Source organism: Pseudoalteromonas sp. OANN1 (assembly GCF_024124685.1).
Taxonomy (GTDB): Bacteria; Pseudomonadota; Gammaproteobacteria; order Enterobacterales; family Alteromonadaceae; genus Pseudoalteromonas; species Pseudoalteromonas piscicida.
Window position 1 is genome coordinate 1 of the sequence record NZ_JAMXSE010000031.1, and the last position, 21,608, is coordinate 21,608.

At 43.0% G+C, this 21,608-nt stretch carries 20 protein-coding genes; 10 read left to right on the forward strand and 10 right to left on the reverse strand.

Features of this window, described 5'->3' with window-relative positions; translation table 11 throughout:
- Positions 1–251 precede the first annotated feature (251 nt).
- From NH462_RS20390 to NH462_RS20405, 4 genes are all read right to left on the reverse strand, one after another.
- A complete protein-coding gene (locus tag NH462_RS20390; protein WP_253107601.1) occupies positions 252–2,120 on the reverse strand; it encodes a DUF885 domain-containing protein in 1,869 nt (622 codons plus the stop codon).
- A 283-nt stretch (positions 2,121–2,403) separates the two neighbouring features.
- Positions 2,404–3,090, reverse strand: a complete 687-nt coding sequence (locus tag NH462_RS20395; RefSeq protein WP_017216280.1) for a hypothetical protein — start codon at positions 3,088–3,090, stop codon at positions 2,404–2,406.
- Between the two features lie 409 nt (positions 3,091–3,499).
- Positions 3,500–3,673, reverse strand: coding sequence for a hypothetical protein (locus NH462_RS20400; protein ID WP_155940707.1), 174 nt, complete (start codon positions 3,671–3,673; stop codon positions 3,500–3,502).
- Between the two features lie 129 nt (positions 3,674–3,802).
- A complete protein-coding gene (locus NH462_RS20405) occupies positions 3,803–4,267 on the reverse strand; it encodes a CreA family protein (protein WP_010375897.1) in 465 nt (154 codons plus the stop codon).
- 340 nt (positions 4,268–4,607) lie between these two features.
- Between NH462_RS20405 and NH462_RS20410 the strand changes: the two genes are divergently transcribed.
- Together NH462_RS20410 and NH462_RS20415 are read left to right on the forward strand one after the other, a co-directional pair.
- Positions 4,608–7,055: a TonB-dependent receptor gene (locus NH462_RS20410; RefSeq protein ID WP_253107603.1), complete on the forward strand. Its 2,448-nt coding sequence runs from the start codon at positions 4,608–4,610 to the stop codon at positions 7,053–7,055.
- 54 nt (positions 7,056–7,109) lie between these two features.
- Complete coding sequence (locus tag NH462_RS20415; RefSeq protein ID WP_253107605.1) at positions 7,110–8,594, forward strand: tetratricopeptide repeat-containing sulfotransferase family protein; 1,485 nt, start codon at positions 7,110–7,112, stop codon at positions 8,592–8,594.
- A gap of 84 nt (positions 8,595–8,678) precedes the next feature.
- Here the strand turns inward: NH462_RS20415 and NH462_RS20420 are convergent, their stop codons facing one another.
- Positions 8,679–9,257 carry a VTT domain-containing protein gene (locus tag NH462_RS20420; protein WP_010375900.1) on the reverse strand — a complete coding sequence of 193 codons (579 nt, stop codon included), beginning with the start codon at positions 9,255–9,257 and terminating at the stop codon, positions 8,679–8,681.
- A 155-nt stretch (positions 9,258–9,412) separates the two neighbouring features.
- Between NH462_RS20420 and NH462_RS20425 the strand changes: the two genes are divergently transcribed.
- Entirely contained in the window at positions 9,413–10,009 is a 597-nt protein-coding gene (locus NH462_RS20425; protein ID WP_010375902.1) for an ACP phosphodiesterase, read from the forward strand.
- 91 nt (positions 10,010–10,100) lie between these two features.
- A complete protein-coding gene (locus NH462_RS20430; RefSeq protein WP_253107607.1) occupies positions 10,101–12,308 on the forward strand; it encodes a tetratricopeptide repeat protein in 2,208 nt (735 codons plus the stop codon).
- Here the strand turns inward: NH462_RS20430 and NH462_RS20435 are convergent.
- Complete coding sequence (locus NH462_RS20435) at positions 12,262–13,707, reverse strand: serine hydrolase domain-containing protein (protein ID WP_253107608.1); 1,446 nt, start codon at positions 13,705–13,707, stop codon at positions 12,262–12,264. The two genes, NH462_RS20430 and NH462_RS20435, sit on opposite strands and share 47 nt — an antisense overlap.
- 104 nt (positions 13,708–13,811) lie before the next feature.
- On the reverse strand, positions 13,812–14,195 hold the full coding sequence (locus NH462_RS20440) for a rhodanese-like domain-containing protein (protein WP_010375905.1): 384 nt from the start codon (positions 14,193–14,195) through the stop codon (positions 13,812–13,814).
- A 190-nt stretch (positions 14,196–14,385) separates the two neighbouring features.
- On the opposite strand from NH462_RS20440, the gene NH462_RS20445 reads away from it, so the two are divergent.
- Positions 14,386–15,267, forward strand: a complete 882-nt coding sequence (locus NH462_RS20445) for a LysR family transcriptional regulator (protein WP_174169916.1) — start codon at positions 14,386–14,388, stop codon at positions 15,265–15,267.
- Here NH462_RS20445 and NH462_RS20450 read toward each other — a convergent pair.
- Both NH462_RS20450 and NH462_RS20455 read right to left on the reverse strand, forming a co-directional pair.
- The gene (locus NH462_RS20450) at positions 15,245–15,631 is read right to left on the reverse strand and encodes an MmcQ/YjbR family DNA-binding protein (RefSeq protein WP_010375908.1); all 387 of its coding nucleotides are present in this window, start codon (positions 15,629–15,631) and stop codon (positions 15,245–15,247) included. The genes NH462_RS20445 and NH462_RS20450 overlap by 23 nt on opposite strands.
- Before the next feature lie 131 nt (positions 15,632–15,762).
- Positions 15,763–16,773 carry a hypothetical protein gene (locus NH462_RS20455; protein ID WP_253107610.1) on the reverse strand — a complete coding sequence of 337 codons (1,011 nt, stop codon included), beginning with the start codon at positions 16,771–16,773 and terminating at the stop codon, positions 15,763–15,765.
- Between the two features lie 430 nt (positions 16,774–17,203).
- Here NH462_RS20455 and NH462_RS20460 point away from each other — a divergent pair, with 430 nt between their 5' ends.
- The 4 genes from NH462_RS20460 to NH462_RS20475 all read left to right on the forward strand — a co-directional run bounded on the left by NH462_RS20460 (position 17,204) and on the right by NH462_RS20475 (position 20,111).
- On the forward strand, positions 17,204–17,521 hold the full coding sequence (locus NH462_RS20460) for a hypothetical protein (protein WP_010375910.1): 318 nt from the start codon (positions 17,204–17,206) through the stop codon (positions 17,519–17,521).
- A 32-nt stretch (positions 17,522–17,553) separates the two neighbouring features.
- Complete coding sequence (locus NH462_RS20465; RefSeq protein ID WP_253107611.1) at positions 17,554–18,288, forward strand: YafY family protein; 735 nt, start codon at positions 17,554–17,556, stop codon at positions 18,286–18,288.
- A 116-nt stretch (positions 18,289–18,404) separates the two neighbouring features.
- Positions 18,405–18,959, forward strand: coding sequence for a hypothetical protein (locus tag NH462_RS20470; RefSeq protein WP_010375911.1), 555 nt, complete (start codon positions 18,405–18,407; stop codon positions 18,957–18,959).
- Positions 18,960–19,322: 363 nt separating this feature from the next.
- Entirely contained in the window at positions 19,323–20,111 is a 789-nt protein-coding gene (locus NH462_RS20475) for a hypothetical protein (RefSeq protein ID WP_010375912.1), read from the forward strand.
- A gap of 22 nt (positions 20,112–20,133) precedes the next feature.
- Here the strand turns inward: NH462_RS20475 and NH462_RS20480 are convergent, their stop codons facing one another.
- A complete protein-coding gene (locus NH462_RS20480; RefSeq protein ID WP_010375914.1) occupies positions 20,134–21,087 on the reverse strand; it encodes a helix-turn-helix domain-containing protein in 954 nt (317 codons plus the stop codon).
- 94 nt (positions 21,088–21,181) lie between these two features.
- Here NH462_RS20480 and NH462_RS20485 point away from each other — a divergent pair, with 94 nt between their 5' ends.
- Entirely contained in the window at positions 21,182–21,589 is a 408-nt protein-coding gene (locus tag NH462_RS20485) for an MAPEG family protein (protein ID WP_010375915.1), read from the forward strand.
- Positions 21,590–21,608 lie beyond the last annotated feature (19 nt).

Below are 21,608 nucleotides of genomic sequence, written 5' to 3' on the forward strand. Positions count from 1 at the left end.
CCAATAAAATGAAAAATATTTTTTGCGATGTCGATACTGATTGTTGTAATCTGCATTTGGTCTTCTCCCATTTTGATTGTTTGCAATTCAATCATGGCACACCGATGCCGAGTGTGGGAGGAGACCAGTACATCAGGTTATGATAGTGACTTTGAGTACGGTGAGTATGAACGAGCGCTATAAATAGAGGTTTTTAAATAGTGTCAGCTTGAAGCCAGCATCTCTCACTGACTTCAAGCCGAAAAGTATATTTACGACTTCAGAGAATTAATCCAAGTCTTAATATCTTCTTCAACAAGCGCCATAGGCCTTGCGCCTTTTAACAACACCACGTCGTGGAATGCTTTAATATCAAACTTATCACCTAGCTGTTGCTTAGCGTGCTCTCTAAGTTCAACCAATTTAAGCATACCTAATTTATAACCAAGCGCTTGTCCTGGCCAAGCGATATAACGGTCGATAGCCGATACCACATCACTCATCGCCGTACCGGTTGCATCAGCAAAATAAGTGATCGCTTGGTCTCGTGTCCACTTTTTATAATGTAGGCCCGTATCCACCACCAGTCGAGCAGCACGATATGCCTCAGCTTGCAGACGACCTAAGTCTCCAAATGGGTCGTCCTTATACATCCCCATTTCGTAAGCCAATAGCTCTGAATACAGTGCCCAGCCCTCAACATAACCATTAAATGAAGCATTTTGACGCATCAAACCGATTTCTGTTTGCAACATATTAAGCGCAATTTGGAAGTGGTGACCAGGAACCGCCTCATGATACGTTAAGGTTTTCATGCCAAAGCTTGGTACTGCTTTCATGTCTTTTAGGTTGATTGAAAATACCCCTGGGCGACTTCCATCAAGCGATGGACCGTTGTAGTAACCACCCGGCGCGCCTGCTTCCACTGCTTTTGGTATACGTTTCACTTCAACAGGTTGCGGTGGAATAGTAGAAAAATAATCTGGCGCTTTTTGTAAAATAGTCCCTATTTCACCACGCAAGAACGATAATAACGCTTCACGACCTTCGTCAGAATCCGCATATAAAAATCTCGACTCTTCATTGAGCTGCTTCATCCGGTCACCAACAGTACCTTGTGAATAGCCATTTTGCTTGAGGATTTCGTCCATACGCTTTGAAATACGCTCCACCTCAGCAAGACCAATTTGGTGGATCTCTTCCGCGCTCATATCAGAATCCGCCAAATAGGTGATTTCATGCTGGTAGAAAGCTTCGCCATTTGGTTGGGCCCAAATACCGACATTTTCAGGCGCCTTGCTCTCTAGAGCGTGCATAATCGCAGACACATTTTTAAATTCAGGATAAAGCTTTTGCTCAACAATTTGTGTTGCCTGTGCAACATAATCAGCAGCGGCTTTATCCGTAATACCATCAATATTCGCAAGTTTATCTTTAAACGACGCAACCAAAGGATGTTCTGCACCACTTGGCGCCGTGAAGTTATCTAAATAACCTAGCGTGTTCGGAAATAAAACTTTTGGTAAAATTACGCCTTTATTAGCATCCGCTTTTACCTTACTTGCAACTTGCTTCGTGACTTCAACAAAGGCATTTAGGCGCGCAACATAGTCTTTTGCATCTTGCTCACTCTCTATTCCATGCTGGTCTTTAAGCACATTCGGAATATCCAGCAATGGGCCGGACAATTGATTGACAATATATGGCAGGTGTCCGCCCCAAGTATCAATATAACCTGCTGAGAAGCCCTTATCTCCAGCATAATAGCGTGCAATAACTTCATTTACTTTAAGGTGCAACAAGTCATCAGAGTTCGCCACGCCCGATTGTAATTGTTTTAATTTATCTGCGGCTGCATTCATATCCACTTGGAGCGCCTGCATTCCGACAACCGAGTAATCCGGCAGTCTATTAGCATAGTGACCATATTCACTACTTGATAATTTGAGCGAAGTGGCTAGTGCGGGTTCATGGTTAATAAACTGCTTGGTGTACTGTTCTACGACTTTGTTGATTTCTGCACGAGAGAGAGTTGATTCAGTGGTTTTAGCAACAGATGTAGTTTCTGTTACTGGCTTGTCTTGAGCACATCCGCTCAAACCTAGCACGACAGAGAGTGCTACCAAGCTTATTTTATTCATTATTACGCCGCTCCATTAGGGTTGTTGTCAAAGCTAAAAATACCAGTGCAGATCAGACTGGTGATAGAATAGTCATACCAATTTGACTGAACACTTGTTCAATTTGGTATAAGCACTTCATTCATTGAGAAATCAGAATGCAATAAAGTGCTCACGCTATTCTCATAGATGCAACTACAAGTAACATATTTGCGCTTTTGTTACAGCTATAAAAGATAGAATCATGCAAAATAAGTTACTTTCTCTACACCTTAACTAAGGTACATAACCTTAGATAGAGTGCTTAGTCTTCAAGCAACAGAGGTTCAGGTATTTCGTTGTGGCCAAATGCAGAGTCAGCAATAATCTGCTGCACGCGACCAGATGACTTGTCAAACACAAAGCAAGCATGTGGCCTTTGCTCCAACTGTAAGCTGATGGTGATACTTAAACTTTTAGGTAAAGCCTGCGCTATCACATCTCTCGAGGCTTCTGTAAAGAGTACAGATTCAGGGGTAAATTGATAAAACTGCCCAAACTGTAAATCACAATGCTCGCCTTGCTGTAAGTCCTTCCTATATTCATATTGGTAGAGCTTGCTGCCACAACCGGGGCCAAAATAATTGGTCGTCAATGCCGTAAAATTGTAGTCCCGCACTTGCGGAATAAAACAGCGCTGAGTCCCCCGCTTTGGCATTGGATGCCAAATTTGTGCACATACTTTAAAAAATGGTCGTTTATTTTCATAAAGTACATATAGATCATCATTGTCCAACATCCCTCTGGCATGATGCTGGTAATTACTGCTGCCCGCAACTTGAGCCGCGAGAAATTGCTTGTTTTGCGAAAGCCGATACAACATCTCAGCAAGCAGTCTTAATGTACTGTCATCCAAGCAGTCTGGACCAGTATATAAGCTAGAAACACAATTAATAAAATCACTAAAATTAATTGCCCCATGACTATAAAAGTTATCGAATTGGCGTGCCATATTTCTTCCTTGTGTGTGAGCGTTTTAGTCAGACGAATAACGAGTACGCCAGCTAAAATTCGTATTTTTTAAAACAGAAACTTGCATATATCCGATTGCAAACTGCGCTGCTTTTTTCTTAGTCCCTAATTAAAGCTAATGCAGACTGGGGAGAACGCAACAAATTAATTACAATTTTGGTGACAGCATAGTTAAGACTATTAATGAGATGAGTCAGAGATGGTAGTTTAGAGTTTATACGCTATACAGAGCGTAAGTGAAGCATGAGTATATGTCATAAAAACTTCATGCAAATTTATGCACTTAACACTACGCGCAACAAAGACTGAGCCGAGCGCAATATTTATATTAATTTTTCATCGTTTCGAGTGACACTAATCAGCAAAACAAGATAAATCACAGCCCAAACTTACTTAGATTTGGACTCGGTAATCACCTCGTCTTGGCTAAACATCTCAACCTGAGTTGCTTGAGATGAGATGCTATGAGCATCAGTTGTTAACGTTAAAATAACAAACAATACAGTCATCACTGCAAATGCAATATTGACCGTTTTCCCTAAAAAGCGTGTTTTTAACATCACGATTTCTCCAAAACTTATCACTACTAAGCTTAGTCGAAATCGTGAGCAAAAAGGTTTAATTCAAACAAAAATAATTTACTAAATGCAATTATCAAAACGTGTTGGTTTATGTGCTAGCCAACATTCGAATTAATTGGTTTTAACGCCTTGATAAGCCTGAGTTCCCCATAATGGCACCGTTGACAAGCTATGCTTAAAGCTACCAGAGGTTTCCTTAGTGGTATAGGCTAAGTACATCAAGGTTTGGTTTTTTGCATCAAAGATCCTTCTCACCTTCATTGCTTTAAAAAACACACTTTTTGATTTTTTAAATACCACTTCGCCTGAATCACTTTTATCTATATTCGCCAGCATTGCCGGTGTTATTTCACTCGTTTGACGGCAAGAAATAGAGCTATCGCTTGGGTCCGAAAAGCTCAAATCATCTTCAACACTCGCCACATGACAGGTCACACCCGTTACAACGGGATCAACCATAGAGTCTAATTTTATATCTTTGAGCGTAAATAGACCGAGTGACACATCACCAACTTCACTGTCAGAGCAACCAAGTAACGTACAAGATGCCAACAATGCAAACATCAACTTTTTCATTGTTTTTCCTTAAGATAATCGACGTACAAAAGAAACATACGGAGTTAATACTCTAAGCTATTTGAAAATTTTCGCAAATCACCTTATTTAAAAAAGAGATAACCATTCAAAAAATCAAAATAATTATTCACAAAATACGAATAAGCATGTTAGCATGCGCCGCAGTTTCAGGGTGGTTAAATTTACCTAAACCATGAACAAAACATGGCTAGTTAATTCACCACCGGTTGTATGAAATTCTCTCTAAACTCGGGACATAAATGCACCACCTGCATAGTTACCCATTTCTAAAGATTGAAATTTCGTCACGTTTAATTCTTAATTTGAGGTTCCACCATCCATGAGTAAGCTCCATCCAAGCTTAGTCGCACTAGCTGTTAGTTCGAGTTTTTTTGTTGTTAATCAATCACAAGCTGAAGAAAGTAAGATTCAAGAAAAGTCAATTGAGCGAATTCAAGTAACAGCCACTCGACGCGCAGGCACAGTTCAAGAAGCGCCATTAAACATTACTGCCGTCGACAGCGATGTTATGAGCGACCAAAATATTGGCGACCTTGAAGATGTAGCAAGATGGGTTCCTGGTTTGACAATCACAGAACAAGGTGGCCGTGAGGGCTCACCTATTATTGTTCGTGGCTTGAATACTAATTCGTCGGAACGTGCTTCTGACTCAGGGACAGTGGCAACTTACCTAGGCGAAATCCCAATCAATGTGGATTTGCGACTAACCGATATCGAACGTGTTGAAGTCTTGATCGGCCCACAAGGTACGCTTTACGGTGCAGGCACGCTAGGTGGTGCGATTAGAACCATGCTTAAAGCGCCAGTGCTTGACGTTATTGAAGGTAAACTAAGTGGTGACTTATTCAGTATCAATGAAAGTGACAGTCATGGTCATGAAGTGGGTGCTGTCTTCAATATGCCTGTAGTGATGGATGAATTAGCCGTTCGTGCGAGCATTAACCGCTATCACAACCCCGGCTTTATGGATTACGGTTATGTGGTTAAGCAAGCTGGCGTTTCAAACCCAGATCCTGATTGGTCCAATGCTGAGGATGTAAAAGCAAACATCAACGCAGTTGCGGATGCAAATGATGAGACCATAACAACCACACGGGTTTCTCTACGTTGGTTGGTGAGTGAGAATATCGATACAACACTAAACTATTTTCATCAGAAGCAAGAAAATGGCGCTAACTCAATTTCACAATATCAAAGTCTTGCAGCACAGCACCCGCTTGCCGATTCTATTAAACCATACGAGTCAGCCTACCGTGTGCTTGAACCTAACGAACAAGAAGACGACCTGCTTAGCCTTGAAATCAACGCCGATTTAGAGTTTGCTGATTTAGTTTCGGCGTCCGGTTGGTCAAGCAAAGAACAACAAGGCCAACGAGATCAAACCGATCTACTTTATGATATTTGGCCGGGTTATGCGGATTTTCCTAGTTTTACCGCTTTGACTAAAGATACTACTGATCAAAACACTTTTACCCAAGAGATCCGTTTAGTCTCTAAAGGGGATGACGCGCTAAATTGGATTGCAGGGGTATATTACAGCAAACAAGAAATTAGTTCGGACGATAGAGAGTACACGCCAGGACTCACGGAGTTTTGGGGCGATGAAATCGACAATATTGAGCAAGATCTTGAGTATATCGCACTGACCAATGCCACCAGCAAAGAATCAGCATTGTTTGGCGAAATTGGCTATGCATTTTCAGACGATTTTAATATCACAGTGGGCGCTCGTTTCTATCGCTATGATGTTAAAACTGAGTCAGCGGCTGAAACCCCACTCTATTCTGGAGGCCTGCCAAGCCTCGAACAAATTTCATTTGAACAAGTCAGTGCCAAAGACAATGGTAGTTTGTTTAAGTTTAATGCCAATTACACTTGGCAAGATGGACTGCTGACGTACTTCACTGTCAGTGAAGGATTTAGATTAGGCGGTGGTAACGGTTTGGAATCGTGCCCAGAAACATTACCAGAGCAACAAATCATCTGTGCACTGCCGCATGAGCTTAGCTATAAACCAGATACCACCACTAACTATGAGCTGGGATTAAAGTCAACATGGCTAAATAACAAGCTGCATTTTAATGCCGCATTATTCAGTGTTGATTGGGAAGATGCACAGATCTCATCTGTGACGGTAAACGGCCAAGAGATCATTACCTCCAATGCTGGTTCTGCGAACTCTAGTGGGATTGAGTTGTCAACCCGGGCGATATTGAACGACCAGTGGACTGTGTATGCAACCTATTCTTATGCAAAAGCACAGCTAACTGATGATGCACGAGCCCTGTTTGCAGTATTCAAAGAAGGTGACTATAGCGCTGAAGAAATCGCGCTTTACCAGCCGTACTATGACGGTACAGACGGTGACCGCTTACCTGGCGCGCCAAAACAGCAGTTCTCATTCGGTTTAAGCTACGAACAGGAAGTGTTCGACGACAAAATGCTTAACGTTAATTATGGAGTAACCGCACAGAGTGACGTATACACGAAAGTCGGACTCAAAGCTGACGGAGAGGTATTGCCAGGGTTTGCCTTGTCTAACCTCAGTGCGAAGCTTTCAAGCGAGCAATGGGCCGTCACTTTTTATGTCGACAACCTGTTTGACAAATTTGCTTTCACCTCGGTAAGGCGCGACAAATCTTGGGCTGGTGAAGCTAAATTTTCGGCGTTAAATAAAGCCTTGCCAGAGCAGCAGCGTGTTTACGGACACTACGTCACAACACCTCGCACCGTTGGGGTCAAGCTTAACTACCAGTTTGAGTTATAATCAGCAAAAAACTAAAATAGAGAGTGAAGTTACCTTCACTCTCTTTACGTTGCGATGACATCATACAATCAGATCCAAAGCTATATTCAACAGCGTCAATTTCAAGCGGCGCATCACGCATTAGTCGCTCGCATTAACAGCAATGCCAACGATCACCACGCGTACGCCTTATTGGCCGATTTGAATATCGCTCTCGGTAACCTCAGCAAAGCGCTAAAAATTTACGACAAGTGCCTAAGTTTATTTCCATCCGCACTTTACTCCCTAAGTGCTGCCAAACTTGCGCTTTTTACCCAAGCACCATTAGTGGCAAAGCGTTATATTCTGCATTTGCTAGGTAACACACAATTGTCGGGGTCAGAGCACGATACCCTCGCAAATATCTTACTGAGATTAAACCAATACACTGACGCTGGTTGGCATTTTAACCATGCCTATACACGCTCACCACACTGTCCTGAAATCGCGCTCAACTATGCAATGCATTTAAAGATGTCTGGTGAATTAGCACAAGCGCGGACGCTGCTTGCCTCTTTAGTGCAAGCAAAGCCAAGTAATGCTAAGTGCCAGTTAGCCTACTCAGAGCTTACTCCTGTAGAATTAGCATCGACTCGCATCACTCAGTTAGCAACTGAGATAACAGTGCAAACTGCACCACTTGCATTACAACGGCTTTACCATGCGCAGGCAATCGAATACGAAAAGCAGGAAAATTATCCCAAGGCATGGCAAAGCTTTATTGCCAGTAAACAAGCGATTAGTACTGAGGTTTCCTATTCATCTGAACAAATGACTGGCTATTTTCAAACACTTGGCAAACTTCTAGACAAGCCTATTAATTTTGCTCCAGAGCAAACGCTTGCACCAATATTTGTCATTGGTCTGCCACGTTCAGGCACCAGTTTAATGGAGCAGATCTTAGCGCAATTGTCGCTACAACCGCTGGGAGAAACCAGTGTATTACCCCAAGCACTTAGGTTTTCTTGTGACTATAACAGCAATATTCAGCACATCAGCCACGCCTATGAAGAAGCTAACGCCATTGAGCAATACCGCCTCTTCACCGCGCAGTCCGTTGCTGGTGCTCAACGTTTTATAGACAAACAACCATTTCATTTTTTCTTTACCGATTTGCTTGCAAAGGCGTTTCCACGCGCAAAGTTTGTCGTGATGAAACGAGACAGAACAGATACTTGTATCGCAAACTTCCGTCAGCTATATCAAACGAATAGCCCCTTTCATGGCTACTCATACCGGATGCAAGATATTCAAGTTATGTATGATAATACTTATGCGTTTTTGCAAGATGCTGCACAAAGACATCCGACTCAAATTAAGTTTGTGAATTATGAATCGCTGGTAGAAATACCCCAGGCTGTGATGAAGGAAGTCTGTCAATTTTTCGAATTGGATTGGCAAGATAATGCACTTCACTTTTATAAGCAGGGTTATTACTCAGCGACAGCCAGCAAAATGCAGATCAGACAGCCATTGAATAACTCAAGTGTTGGGAAATTCAGAGGAAAATACGCGATCTAACCTAGCCGTGAATGGTCCCATTAACTAGGAACGACTAGTAGTAGCCGCTCCTTTGCTCTCCCAAACGGTTAAAATAAAGATGCCTTAACTAGCTATCCACCATGCGAGCAGCACAATGGCCGTTGTGAGAATAACGGCTTTTATTTTATGTTTTTTAATTAGCTTTTCAGCCTGATTACCAGCAAAGTAAACGACCGCCGCCAAGCCAAAATAACGTAAAGAACGGGCAATACAGGTTGCAATTAGAAATTGTAATAGTGAAAATTTTGTGGCGCCTGCTGCTAGCATGGCAATCTGAAAAGGTACTGGCGCAATACCTAAGGTCAACACAAACCAAAATCCCTGACTTTGCATCTGCGCTTTCACTTGCTCAAACTGAGACGGACTCGACAGCAGCTCAATAACGGAATCCCCCACTGCATCAAATAAATAGTAACCCAACGCATAACCAAATAAGGCACCAATTACACATCCAACCGTCGCCATTAACGCAATTAGCCATAGCTTTTCTCGCCTTGCTTGCATAAGCGGCACCATCACAGCTTCAAGCGGAATAGGCACGATGGTTGACTCTAAAAAAGATGCAACCGTGATCCCTTTAAGCATATTTTTTGATTCTACTAATCGCTTGGTCTTCTGCTTCAATTCAGCCGTTAACGCCATCACACTTCCCCTGATTTTTTCAGTAACGGAGACAAGCATAGCCTAAGCTAAGTTTCTCCTTCCTGAATTAAGCAGTGCTTTATATATGCTGGTATTTGTATGTGCGGAAAAATGCGGTACCCTGTTTTAGAGTTAATGGTTGGAGGGATGTTTCTGTGAATTATTTGGCGCATTTGTACTTTGCCAAACCGACTGCCGCATCGCACTTTGGCAACTTACTCGGTGACTTTCAAAAAGGCGTGAATATACAAGCACTGCCTAAACCTGTGCAACTTGGTCTACAAACACATAGGCAAGTCGATAAATTTACCGATAGCCACTCGATTACAAAATCTGCTAAACAACTTTTTTCGCCCACGCGTCGCCGTTTTGCAGGCATTGCACTGGATGTGTTATATGACCACTTTTTGATTAAACACTGGCAGCAATATCACAGCACCTCGCTTGACGACTTTAAACGTCAGAGCTTTTCCTTGCTGCACGATAACTTGCATACCATGCCTGCGCACATGCAACGAGTCGTTAGCGCAATGACACAAAATGATTGGTTTGCCACCTATGAGTCCGTAGCTGGTGTGGGCCATGCACTCGATAACATCGCTAAACGTATTCGTTTTCAAAATCAATTTGCTGGCAGTGAAAGGGATATTACCAAGCACTATCAACAACTAGAATCAGGATTTAATGTCTTTTTTCCACAATTAATTGCCCACATGCAACAACAACTCATCGAACCTGAAAATTTAGAGTAAATACTCCTCTATATTTGCTCCATGGTTATCAACTATAATGCAGATATATTTGTTGGTTATGGGGTTTTTTGCAGTGTTAAACAGAGTTAGGTTGCTTTTTGCCCAGGCACTATTTACGCTATTTTTACTTTTAACTCCGTTTTCCACCCAAGCCAGTGCACTATTACCCACGCTTGAAACGTTAAAGCAGCTGTTAACAGATAACCCATCTGTTGCGCTTGAAGAAATTGACACACTCCTAAACAAAAACACGACTCCAACTTATCTTTCAGCAGCTTGGTTTAAACTCAGCCTAATGAAGGTTGAAGCCCATTCTTTGCTTGGCCATTATGAAACTGCTTATCAGGCGATAGATGAGCTCAATCAGGTGTTAGATAAAGTGGCAGCCCCTGATGCCAAGAGTAAATTGCTATTGAGTCACGCCACGGTGCTACTTAGTCAAAATCGCGCGACAGAGGCTGAAGAAAAGCTTGAGCTGGCACTCAACACCACCTCTCAAGTCGATGAGCGGTTAATTGCAGATATTCATGATCGCCTTGCTCATATTAACCGCTTTCGGGCAAACTACCGCAGCGCGCTAAATCATGCTGAGCAGGCCATCCAAATTGCAAAACGCATTAACGATGTTCCGCGACTCGCAGGTTTCTATAACCAAATTGGCATTGTTTACGATTACATGGGCCAAATTGAGCAAGCTATCAGCTTCCATGAACAATCTCTTATGCTTCAGCGCAAACGCAATAACCAGCAAGGGATCTCCAACTCACTGTACAACATCGGCGAACTCTACCGTGATTTAGAAGAATTTCCTCTTGCACTATCACATTTTGAGCAGGCGCTCAGGGTTGATAAGCTATTAGGTAATCCGCGTCATATCGCCAACAGTTACGGTAAGATTGGCCAAGTTTTATATCAACAGGGAGAGTATAAACAAGCTCAGGTGTTTATTCTAAACGGCCTTGCCCTAACAAAAAAAATGGAGGCTGACAGCGACACGGCTTGGCAATTAAGTAATTTAGTCAATGTCCAACTAGCTCAAGGTGATGTGAATGAAGCCTTAAATAGTGCAAATGAAGCGCTTACGCTTGCGATAAAATCCGGTGCCAACCGAACAGAGCGCACCGTTAGGCTGGCACTTGCTAATGTCTATTTGGCTCAAGATAAAAATGAAGACGCCAAAGAACAGCTTGAACTATTACTAAAGCAACCTCAGCTTGGCACTCAAACTCAAAGTGATATTCACAAACAGCTGGCCGCAATTTATCAACAAGCAGGCGAGTTTGAAGCCGCACTTGCTCAATTAAAACAATATCAGCAAGCACAAACTGAATTAAAGAAGGTTAGTGATAAAAACAAAGCGTACAAAATGGCATTAAACATAGAACTTGTGAAAAAGGAACAAGCACTTAGCCTGTTGCAAAAAGAACAGTCGCTGCAACACGCAAATTTAGAAAACCTAAAGTTGCAGCGAGGCTTGGCCATCGCCTCTGCGCTGTTGCTGCTCGCAGGGCTTGCCATATACTTTTTAAGACAACGCCAGAAACAAAAACTAGAAGCCTTAGAGCAGCACATGGCCGCGCGAGCTTTAGAGCAAAAAAACCAGTTGCTCGCCGATATTTCTCACGAGTTGCGTACCCCGTTAACCAGACTAAAACTGACAATTGAGGCGATGCAATTTAATATCGAGCCTGATATTGATGTCGCCTATAAAAAAGTGAACAGTAAAATCAACCAACTAGATACCTTAATCTCGGATATTTATCAGTCCGCTCAGTTTGACAATAATGTGATGTCGTTAGAGCTCAGGCCGCTTGATATTAATACCCTTGTTAAGGATTGCTGCGCAGAACTCACGCCTGTTTTTGCGAAAAAGCAGCAATCTCTGCGTTGTAATTTAAGTGAGCAAGCCTTGCAGGTAAAAGGCGACCCACAGCGTCTAAAACAGGTCATCCTGAACCTTTTACGGAACAGCCATTTTTACACTGATGCAGCGGGAACCAGTCTAATACATACACGCATAGTCGACTCATATGCCATTATCACAGTGGAAGATTCAAGCCCAGGAGTAGCAACCTCGGAGCTAGATAAAATTTTTGAACGACTTTATCGCTGTGAACACTCCAGAAGCCGGGATCTTGGCGGCTCGGGGCTTGGACTTGCGATTAGCAAACATATTGTGTTGGCGCATCATGGTTTTATCAACGCCAATCATAGCCCGCTTGGCGGGCTACTCGTTGAAGTGAAGCTTCCGATTAAATCCGCTCAAAACGATATAGGCCACGCCAAATCACCGCAGTGATGTCACCTTTGTCATTCGTTTCAATGGTGACATCTGCCCCCCCTTCAAGCTCAATCAGGGTGTCTTCCTCTGTAGCAACGAATGCCATCAGGTTATCGCGGGCCATATCTAAGACGTTAAATCGCGTACCATCTCGGGTGATTTTCATTTTAAACTGATGATCTTTCTCGTACGCATACAGACCTTCCAATTGCTTTGCGCGTGCCTCAGGTAATGTAATCGCTATTATTTTTTTACTGCGTAGAAAATCCCAGCCGTAATGTTCGCTGATGGCAATGCGAAGCTCACCAAATACGGTACTCGCTGAGTCGCCATTGGACATCAACACCATACCCTCACCTTTTTCTACATATGCTTCAAACCGGTTGCTAAAGCCTTTATTTTTACCACCATGGGTGAAGATAAGTCCTTGCTCACGCTGTTCAAGCTCTGGTCCCAAACCCCATACGTCATGATGAACTTCAAGCATTTGCTTCGCCAGCTCTGGCGTGATGGGCCCCACGGTATTGCCAGCATACGCTTGTTGTACAGCCATAATGTATTTAGCAAGATCCACCGGAGTGGTCCAAAGACCAGCCGCGGCTTGTTCTGGATAAACATGCCAGTCCCCTTCGACTTGCTCGCCTTTATCGTCAAACGCAGCACTGGCTTTTGACCATAACGCTTTCGGTAGTGGTTGTGCATAGGTACTGTTGTGCATCCCTAGCGGAGTTAAAATTGCCTGTTGGACATACTCTTCAAATGGCATTTTTGTCACATCTGCCACGAGCAACTCCATTACCGTGTAACCACCGCCAGAATAGCGCCAAGCTTTACCTGGCAAAGTGTCAACCGTCACTAAGTCGGTATTGCCTTTACCCATTAAGACTTCAACATCGGTTGGAATTTTACTACCACGCACGTAGCCCGGAAAACCATGTTGGGTGAGCCCCGAAGTGTGAGTCATTAACTGTCTCAAAGTAACAGGATTGGCTTTGGTAAATTCGTTTGTTGGTACTTTCCAAGAGGTGAGATATTGATTAACGTCAGCATCTAAATCGACTTTACCATCTTGCGCTAACTTTAATACCGCAAGCGCTGCAACGGGCTTACTTATTGACCCTGCCTGAAACAGCGTTTCAGTGGTCACTTTTCGATTTTGCTTTTTATCTGCAATGCCAAAACCCTCAGCCCACACCACTTTACCACCTTTAATCACAGCAAGGCTTAAACCTGGCAAATGCGTTTCTTGAAGACGCGTCTGCAAATCTACAGGCTTATATTTTTGGCCTTCCAATTGCACTTTAGGTAAGAGGTTATGTGCAACTTGTTGAACTTGAGGTTGAGCTGAGTCAGTGGCGAAGGATGTCTGACTTAGCAAAGACGAGCAAAATATGGCGCAGTACAATAGTTTCGACATGATATTTCCCTTGTTATTATCGTTATTCACTCACTTTACACACTGATAAATGTGCCGTGAATGAATAACAGTATAATCATGAGATGAAGAAAAATGCACCTATATCAACTTTGTGCCTGTGACACTCGGCGATTAACGGGGTAACGCTCGAAATCCTCCCAGTAATGAATTCCACCTATCATCTCTTTTACTTGATAGCCCATTTTTGCAAGCTTATACGCGGCCTTTGTCGCGCCATTACACCCAGGACCCCAACAATAAACCACGATTGGCGTAACCTTGTCATATTTAGTCATCGTCAGTTCGCTTATGTCTGCGCTTGGCATATTGACTGCGCCTTGAGCATGACTTTTGGCAAAGGCTTCATTCGACCTGACATCAAATAGCACAAAATCCTGCTGCCCCGTTAATATCGCCTGATAAACATCAGCACAATCCGTTTCGCAAGCCAGCTTCATTGCAAAATACTGTGATACATCTACTTTCATCTTCTAACTCCTATTTAAATACTCTGGGTCCTAAATAATCTGAGCTGCGGATAACTATTTAACGTCACCCGAGGTCAACTACGTTACGCATTCAATCAGCGTTAATGAATTCATATTTTTTGAAGGCGATGTTCGTCATTTCAGAATAGGCAATCACAGCAAGCTCATTTAAACTGGTGGTATTCAATACGTGATTGAGTTTAGTGCAATGGAGTTTTACCATTTAAGGTCGTTTGTTGCGGTTGCAGAGGCCCAAAATCTAACGGCAGCAGCGAAACGACTGTACACCACACCACCTGCTATCAGCGCCCATATCAAAGCGCTTGAAGAAGAACTCAATACTGTGTTGTTCCACCGTTCTAGCAAAGGGATGCAGCTCACAGAACAAGGTAAGATCTTGCTAGACAAAGCTAAGTTAACGCTTGCAAGTGCAAATGATTTAATGCACACCGCAGCGCAAGCCAAAACACTGCTCACCGGCGAGTTCAGACTTGGCTTGAACCACCCTATTGGCACCTCGAGCGAACTTGGCACACTGATAAAAACCCTCAACCAGCACTTTCCAAGTCTTTCTTTTTCTCTGGAATTACTCTCAAGTGGTGTCATCGTCGACAAACTCAGTGATGGCCTCCTTGATGGTGGGGTTATTTATGGCGAAGTACCTGCTCATTTTAGCGCTGTACCGCTCACAGAAGTTGCGGTTACCACCGCTTATCCTGCATCTTGGCCTACGCCATCACATAAAGCCGAATTGGCACAGATGACGTGGATACGTATGGGAAAAGGCTGCCCTTTTGATAAGCAACTTGATCAACAGCTAAGCGAAGTAAACGCGGTAAATATTAATGCTGCAGATGAGCGCTCCCGCTTGGCTTTAGTTAAGGCAGGACTCGGCGTGAGTTTTATTGAAGCCAACGCCATTGCAGATCAAGGAGCAGAGGTTGCCTTGTCTAGTTTGCTAGACTTTTCGCTCCCTGTACATTTTGTTGTGGCAAATCAAGCGCTCACAGAGCCTAAAGTGAACGCCGTGTACCAAGTCGTTTGTGCATCTATTGATGCTGCGCAAGGATAATCCCCTGCTGCTTTTTCGGCATTTTTTCGACTACAAGGCGAAATGAGTTATCCATCATCCGCTCAAGTTCTCCAGTTGGAATGGAGCCATCGAGCACCACCGTGTTCCAGAGCTTTTTATTCATGTGATAACCCGGTAACACCGCACTAAAAATGTCTCGCAGCGCTTGCGCTTCATCAGGATCGCATTTGAGATTTACGCGCCAATGGGAGTGCTCGTCATCTTCTTTACCCATTTTACCAAGCGCCAACGTCGCGAACATTTTGTCCTTCACTTTATATACATCCACGCCTTCACCAAAAGGCTGACTTACGCTGGTATAAGGTTTTGCAAGCAAGTAGTCGTGTACTTGTTGATGGTTCATCTTATTCTTCTGCCTTTAGATTAATCGTTGCCGCTTAGTAGTAAAGCATAATACCAAGCGGCGTAGTAGCATAATTTCTCAACCTGAGGTTTGAATAAGAAATACGCTAACTCATTGTTTTGAAGCTCAAGTTACTCAGGTTGCGGTGCCTGTCCTTGCCAACTCCAACTTGGAAAGAGTTTGCCATTCACGACGGCATTATTACCAGAAAACAGCGAGTGCGGCCTTTCTTGCGTTACCCAATTTGTCGCAGAGGAGTGCTCCAACTCAAAAACCACATTACCAAAGAAGCTGTAAGGCCCTGATAAGGTCGAGTTTCGATAAGCAGCAAACAAGGTTTGGCCGCCCATCATCAGTTCACCAACACTACTTTGCTGGTCGATTTCGGCGGCGCCTTTACTCCAGATCATCAATAGGTTTATATGCGACTGCCCATCTGCTAAAAAGTAGCCATTTCCAGCAACTTGTACTGCGTCAAACTGGTTCCCTTGAGTACTTCTAGCATTGGCGGTGTCAAATACATATGCTGTCATCGCCTGATTGCCGGCTACAAATTCAGCAAAAGCGCCCCCTGCTATTTTCACTTTCGCTTGGTTTAGATTACTTAAGTAAAGATTACTATTATCTGTCACGATATAGTGGTATTCAGGCTCAGTGCCTTGCACTTGAGTCGCGACATTATCCAATCTTGCCATTCCCTGCGCCGTCACCGTTACGCTACTTTGCTGAGCTGTGCTAACAAGCCCTAAGTTATTGAGCTTAACCGAACCAGACTCCACTAATATGGTCGGCTGCACGCCGCTTTGCGCCGCAGAGATAACATCTTGAGTATTATCAGACCCAGAAATGGTGATACCAGGTCTCGTGATCTTAATTGGGCCCTGACATTGTCCTTGAATAGCAAAGGTAATTTCATCGACAGGCCAACTTACTTGCTCAACGGCACGTTTCAGTATGCTGGGGTTAGTATGACAGTTGATAGCAAAAGTATACGACCCACTGACACTTTGTGATGCGACTTGCTTTGCCAAGACATGCAGTCTTTTGACATCGCTGTCATTTGTGTCCTTTGCAAAAACATGGGAAGCGCAGATAGCGGATGCAACCAAACTGGTTGCAAATATGCTTGTACTTAATTTCATTTCCTTATCCTTTACACGGTTAATCCTGCCAATTGCAGTACCCTAAATCCTAATACAGATCCTTTGTTTTGCCAGGGCCTGTTGACCTTTGCTGTTTGATTTTGTTCTCCTGAGTGTGTTTTGGTCGCGACGCTCGACTTGCCGCCTAGTAATCTAGGCAAAAGTTGAGCAACAATGAACAGAGCGCACTCAGGTGAACCCAAAGGGCAGTGCTTGATTGGCATTTCTACTGTGTTATCGCCTGACTTACATAGAACAACTATGCTACGCAGACTCTGCCTTGTATAAATACCAATCAAGCTGCTGCAAAAACAAACTTGAAAGATAAACAGGCCCTCGATATAAAATGCACTGTATATTTAAACACTACTGACACTCCCTGACACAACATCGTGGTTTACTCTTTTTGAACTCAAAAAGGAGAAAGACCATGCAACAAAATGTCGTAGAGATTGTAAAATTTAAATTGGCTCTTGGTGCTACAGAGAGCGACATTATGGGTGTAAACCCAGCTTTTACCGAGTGGGTAGAACAGCAACCTGGGTTACTATATCGTTCGTTGACTAAAGACAGTCAGACTGGCGAGTATTTAGATATTATTTATTGGCAATCGATGGAGCATGCAAAAGCGGTTTCAGCGCAATTCCCAACAACCGAAGTATGCCAAAGATTAACGCAATACATAGACAGCGAGAGTGTCACCATTAGTCACAGTAATGTACTCTCTCAAACGCCATGTAGCGGTTAATTAATCTGAGATTTGAATAACAAGGAAAACTCGTGCATAAATCAGAACGTCTCTTTCAGTTAGTGGATCTGCTCAAGGGTCGACGATTAGCGGTTACCGCTAAGTCATTGGCCGATCACTTTACGGTATCAGAGCGTACGATTTATCGCGATATTCAGGACTTACAAAGTTCTGGCGTGCCAATTGAGGGGGAAGCAGGTGTCGGCTATATCATTGGTGACTACCCACTGCCCCCTATGATGTTTAGCTATGATGAACTCACCGCATTATTACTTGGCAGTAAAATGGTTGGAGCATGGACGGATCCCGAACTAAGCGCACATGCAAAAGCGGCCATTGCCAAAATAGAGGCCGTGCTACCCGCTCACCTCAAACAACAGCATGACCACTCCCCATATTTGGTCTCGAGTTTTAAGCACGGACCACAACAACAATCCTTTAGCGCTACACTTAGGCTCGCCATTGCGGCTAAGCAGTGTGTACAACTTGAATATCAAGACGTTGCAAAGCAACAAACCCTGCGTATTATCGAGCCACTCGGATTGGTTTATTGGGGTGGAAAATGGACGCTGGTCGCATTTTGTCAGCTCCGCAGTGATTACCGTGAATTTCGCTTGGACCGTATCACCGCGATACATAAAAGTGAGCGGACCTTTACCGTAAGTCCTGATAAAAACCTCAACCATTACGTTGAACTAGTCAAGGCCAAATACGCCGAAGAAATTGCACAGCACCAATGCCAAGCGCCTGATAAAAGTAGCAACTAATTCTAAGCTCACTGCCCGATTCATATTTTGTTACTATTACTTGCGCATCTAAAACCAACCTTTTCAGACTGCACCGCGACTAATTTTGTAAATCAGACTTATCCTTCGAGGTGCTTATGAAAACCACAAAATCAATACTCATTATTTCGGTAACACTGGCTGTGAGTGCCTGCGTTGGCTACTCCAATGCAAATCCAACAGAGCCGCAAACGCAAGGTAGCTACCAGCTTATCGCTTACCAAGACTGTAACCCAATAATCAAACACACCATGGACGCCGAACAGGTGGCTGCATACAAAGCACTCAAAGCGGCAGAGCTTGATATGTCAGCTTCTGAGTTACCAATGAAAGATATTGAAGACAAGCTCGCACTGCTTAGCAAAGAAATGGAAGCCATTAGTAAAGAGGCTATACAAGAAGACGACGATCGACTTGTGATCAATAAAGCGCTACTGGCTAAACAAGAAGAAAAGGCCAAGCAGATTGAGGCTGTAATTGAAAGCCACGCTGCTAATTTTGATGCCATTGACGACTATGCCGAAAAAATCGAAGCCGCAGCAAATCGTTTTGATAAAGCTTTAAAACCCATAATCGGTGACTTAAAAGAGGTCAATATTAATATCATCGAACCCGGTGAAACCCCGAGTACCCGTTGCCTCGCGTCAAGCTAAACAAGTTGAACTGACTGAATGGAGGAAAATATTCCTCCAACTGTATTTGCTCATCGCTTGCCTTACCAGTTAGACAAATTGGTATGGAGTTTAGCTGGTAGGCGGCTTTGAGCGCAAGCAATGAGCAATGAGCAATGAAGTGCGACCTATAAGCCCAAGATTTAACTCTTTGTCTCTTAGTGTTTTTACACCAAAGTCACAATATGAGAAAAGTACGTTGATTTTTCCAATTGATAATAAATAAACAACCTGAAAGTATATAGGTAGCAAAAAACCACATAAACTGTTATTAGTATGTAATGAAAATGGACGCGTCTTTTTTATAAAAGACGCAAGTGCTATTTGACTAACTTTTTAAGCATCATGGAAAAGAAAGAAGCAAGTATCCCCGACTGGGTAAAAGATATTGATATTGGAAGAGCAGCGGAAAACCTCCTTATGGGGGTAATTTTGTTTGTTGGCAGACTTGTTATAACCTCATGGGACTTCTTATTTAGACCTAAGATAATTAAGGATGAAGTCTTATCAATTAAAGAGTTGAAAGACTCATACAAAATTACACATGTAAGACCTCTTGTATTCTTTGTGATAATAGGTTTTATATCCATTGCATTTTCATATAAATCTTTGAACCAGCTAATGTTTATTAGTTGGTTATTTGAACGATATGATTTTTTGAGTAGCGGAATTAACACAGAGGCTTCTAAATTTTCGATAACCAAAGCTGCTGGAGCTATGATTCCAACAGTCCTTATTATTTCTTTGTATGCCTTCGTAACGCAAAAAGTTTTCTCGAAATTAAATTTAACGCCCCAGTTCAAACCGCACCTTGCAATATGTTGCTACACATCAGGCATGCTACTCCTTATGCTTATGTTTACAAACATGTATGAAATGCATATTTGGGCAGATCCAAATAATGACACGACGCTAAATGACACTATTCGACCAGCTATTGGTACTATTGGAATGGCAGGCTCAGCCTTACTGAGTCTCTTCGTCATTTATCGATATTTCTACTACTTGTATGTTATTTCAGCTAGTTCACTTGCCAAGACAATAATGGCAACTTTGTTGTCTGCTATGGTTTTTTGGTGTTTATTTTTTGTCATCGGTTTGTTTATGGACCCTATGTTTGAGTCCATAAATTAAAAAACGCTGACCCCCGATATCACTACCCTCTCACTCGATTAAGCGATTGGTTATAGTACTTTTTGTATTGCTTCGCTAAAGCCTGACTGTCTTGGTAGCCAACCTGATTGGCTATCTGCTCCACACTCATATTGGTGCTATGCAATAGCTGTTTGGTGCGAACGAGTCGCGCAAGTCGCACATACTCAAAAGGTGTCATACTCGTGTGCTGTTTAAAACGTCGAATTAGCGTGCGTTCTGACATACAAGCCTGTTTCGCAAGGCTATGTAAGCTATGCGAAACATCTAGATTATCACTAATATGATGCTGTGCTTTGAGCAATTGCGCATCTCTATGTTGTAAAAAGCCACTGAGCTGCACAAACTCATTTTGACTCGCTTGCTCGTTTGGTATCGCCAGCCAGGCGGCGATTGTTTTTGCCACTTCTGAACCCAGCACGTCGGTAATAAACCGCAACATCAAGTGCAAGTAACTATGAGCCGCGCCCGCGGTATACACCATACCGCTTTGCTCTGTTACCTTTTGGCTGTTGGGCTTTAAAACGGGATAATATCGTGTAAAAAAGGGCGTAAGCCACCAGCTACATGTAAATTGTTTTTGATCCAACAATCCTGCTGTGGCTAAAAATGCGGTACCGCAACATCCGGCAAGTTGATAAGTCGCGGGATGAAATTCAATACCATGCTTGTTTAATTGTGCTTTGACCTGTTGGCATTGTTGCCACAACAAAGGCTCTGACGAAAACTGGCTGCCGAGCCAGATAACGACATCAGCATCAGCCAATGCGCTAAATTCAGCATGACAAACAAATTCTAAGCCTTGACTACTCATCACCGACTTTTGCCCAGAAAGTGCAACCGTCTGCCAGCAAAACACCGTCTTACCAGCGACTTTATTTGCCACATTCAAAATATCAATCACGCCAGTTAATGCACTCGCAAATACATGTTCAGGACATAGCAAAATTACTTTCATGGCAATATCAAACCAAAATTAGTCATTATTGACACGATAAGTTAGCAATCAATCTAGTTAAAGTAAAACCTCTTTCAAACTCAGGAGCTTTACTATGTGGATCCATATTCCGATTTTATTTTTGCTTAGCCTAACGCTGTTATTATTCCTTTTGACCGCAACGAGTAGAATTCGCGCAGTCAAAAATGGTGATATTGCACTTCAAGATATTCGCTATGTCGAAAAACATGCCTTCCCCGAGCGCATAAGATTATTAGGTAATAGCTATGACAGCCAGTTTCAGCAGCCCGTTTTATTTATTGCACTGCTGATACTTTTGCATATTGAGCAAATGACAGGACAATTTTGGTTTGTGCTCAGCACTGTGTTTGTCGCAGCAAGATATTGGCACAGCTACGAGCACGTACTGGGCAGTAACTTACGATTAAGAACCCTAGCATTTGGGTTAAGTAGCTTTTGCTTGTTTTTTGCCTGGTTTAGCTTCTTGTTCGATAGGGTGTAAAAAGTCTCTGGTCAAAGGG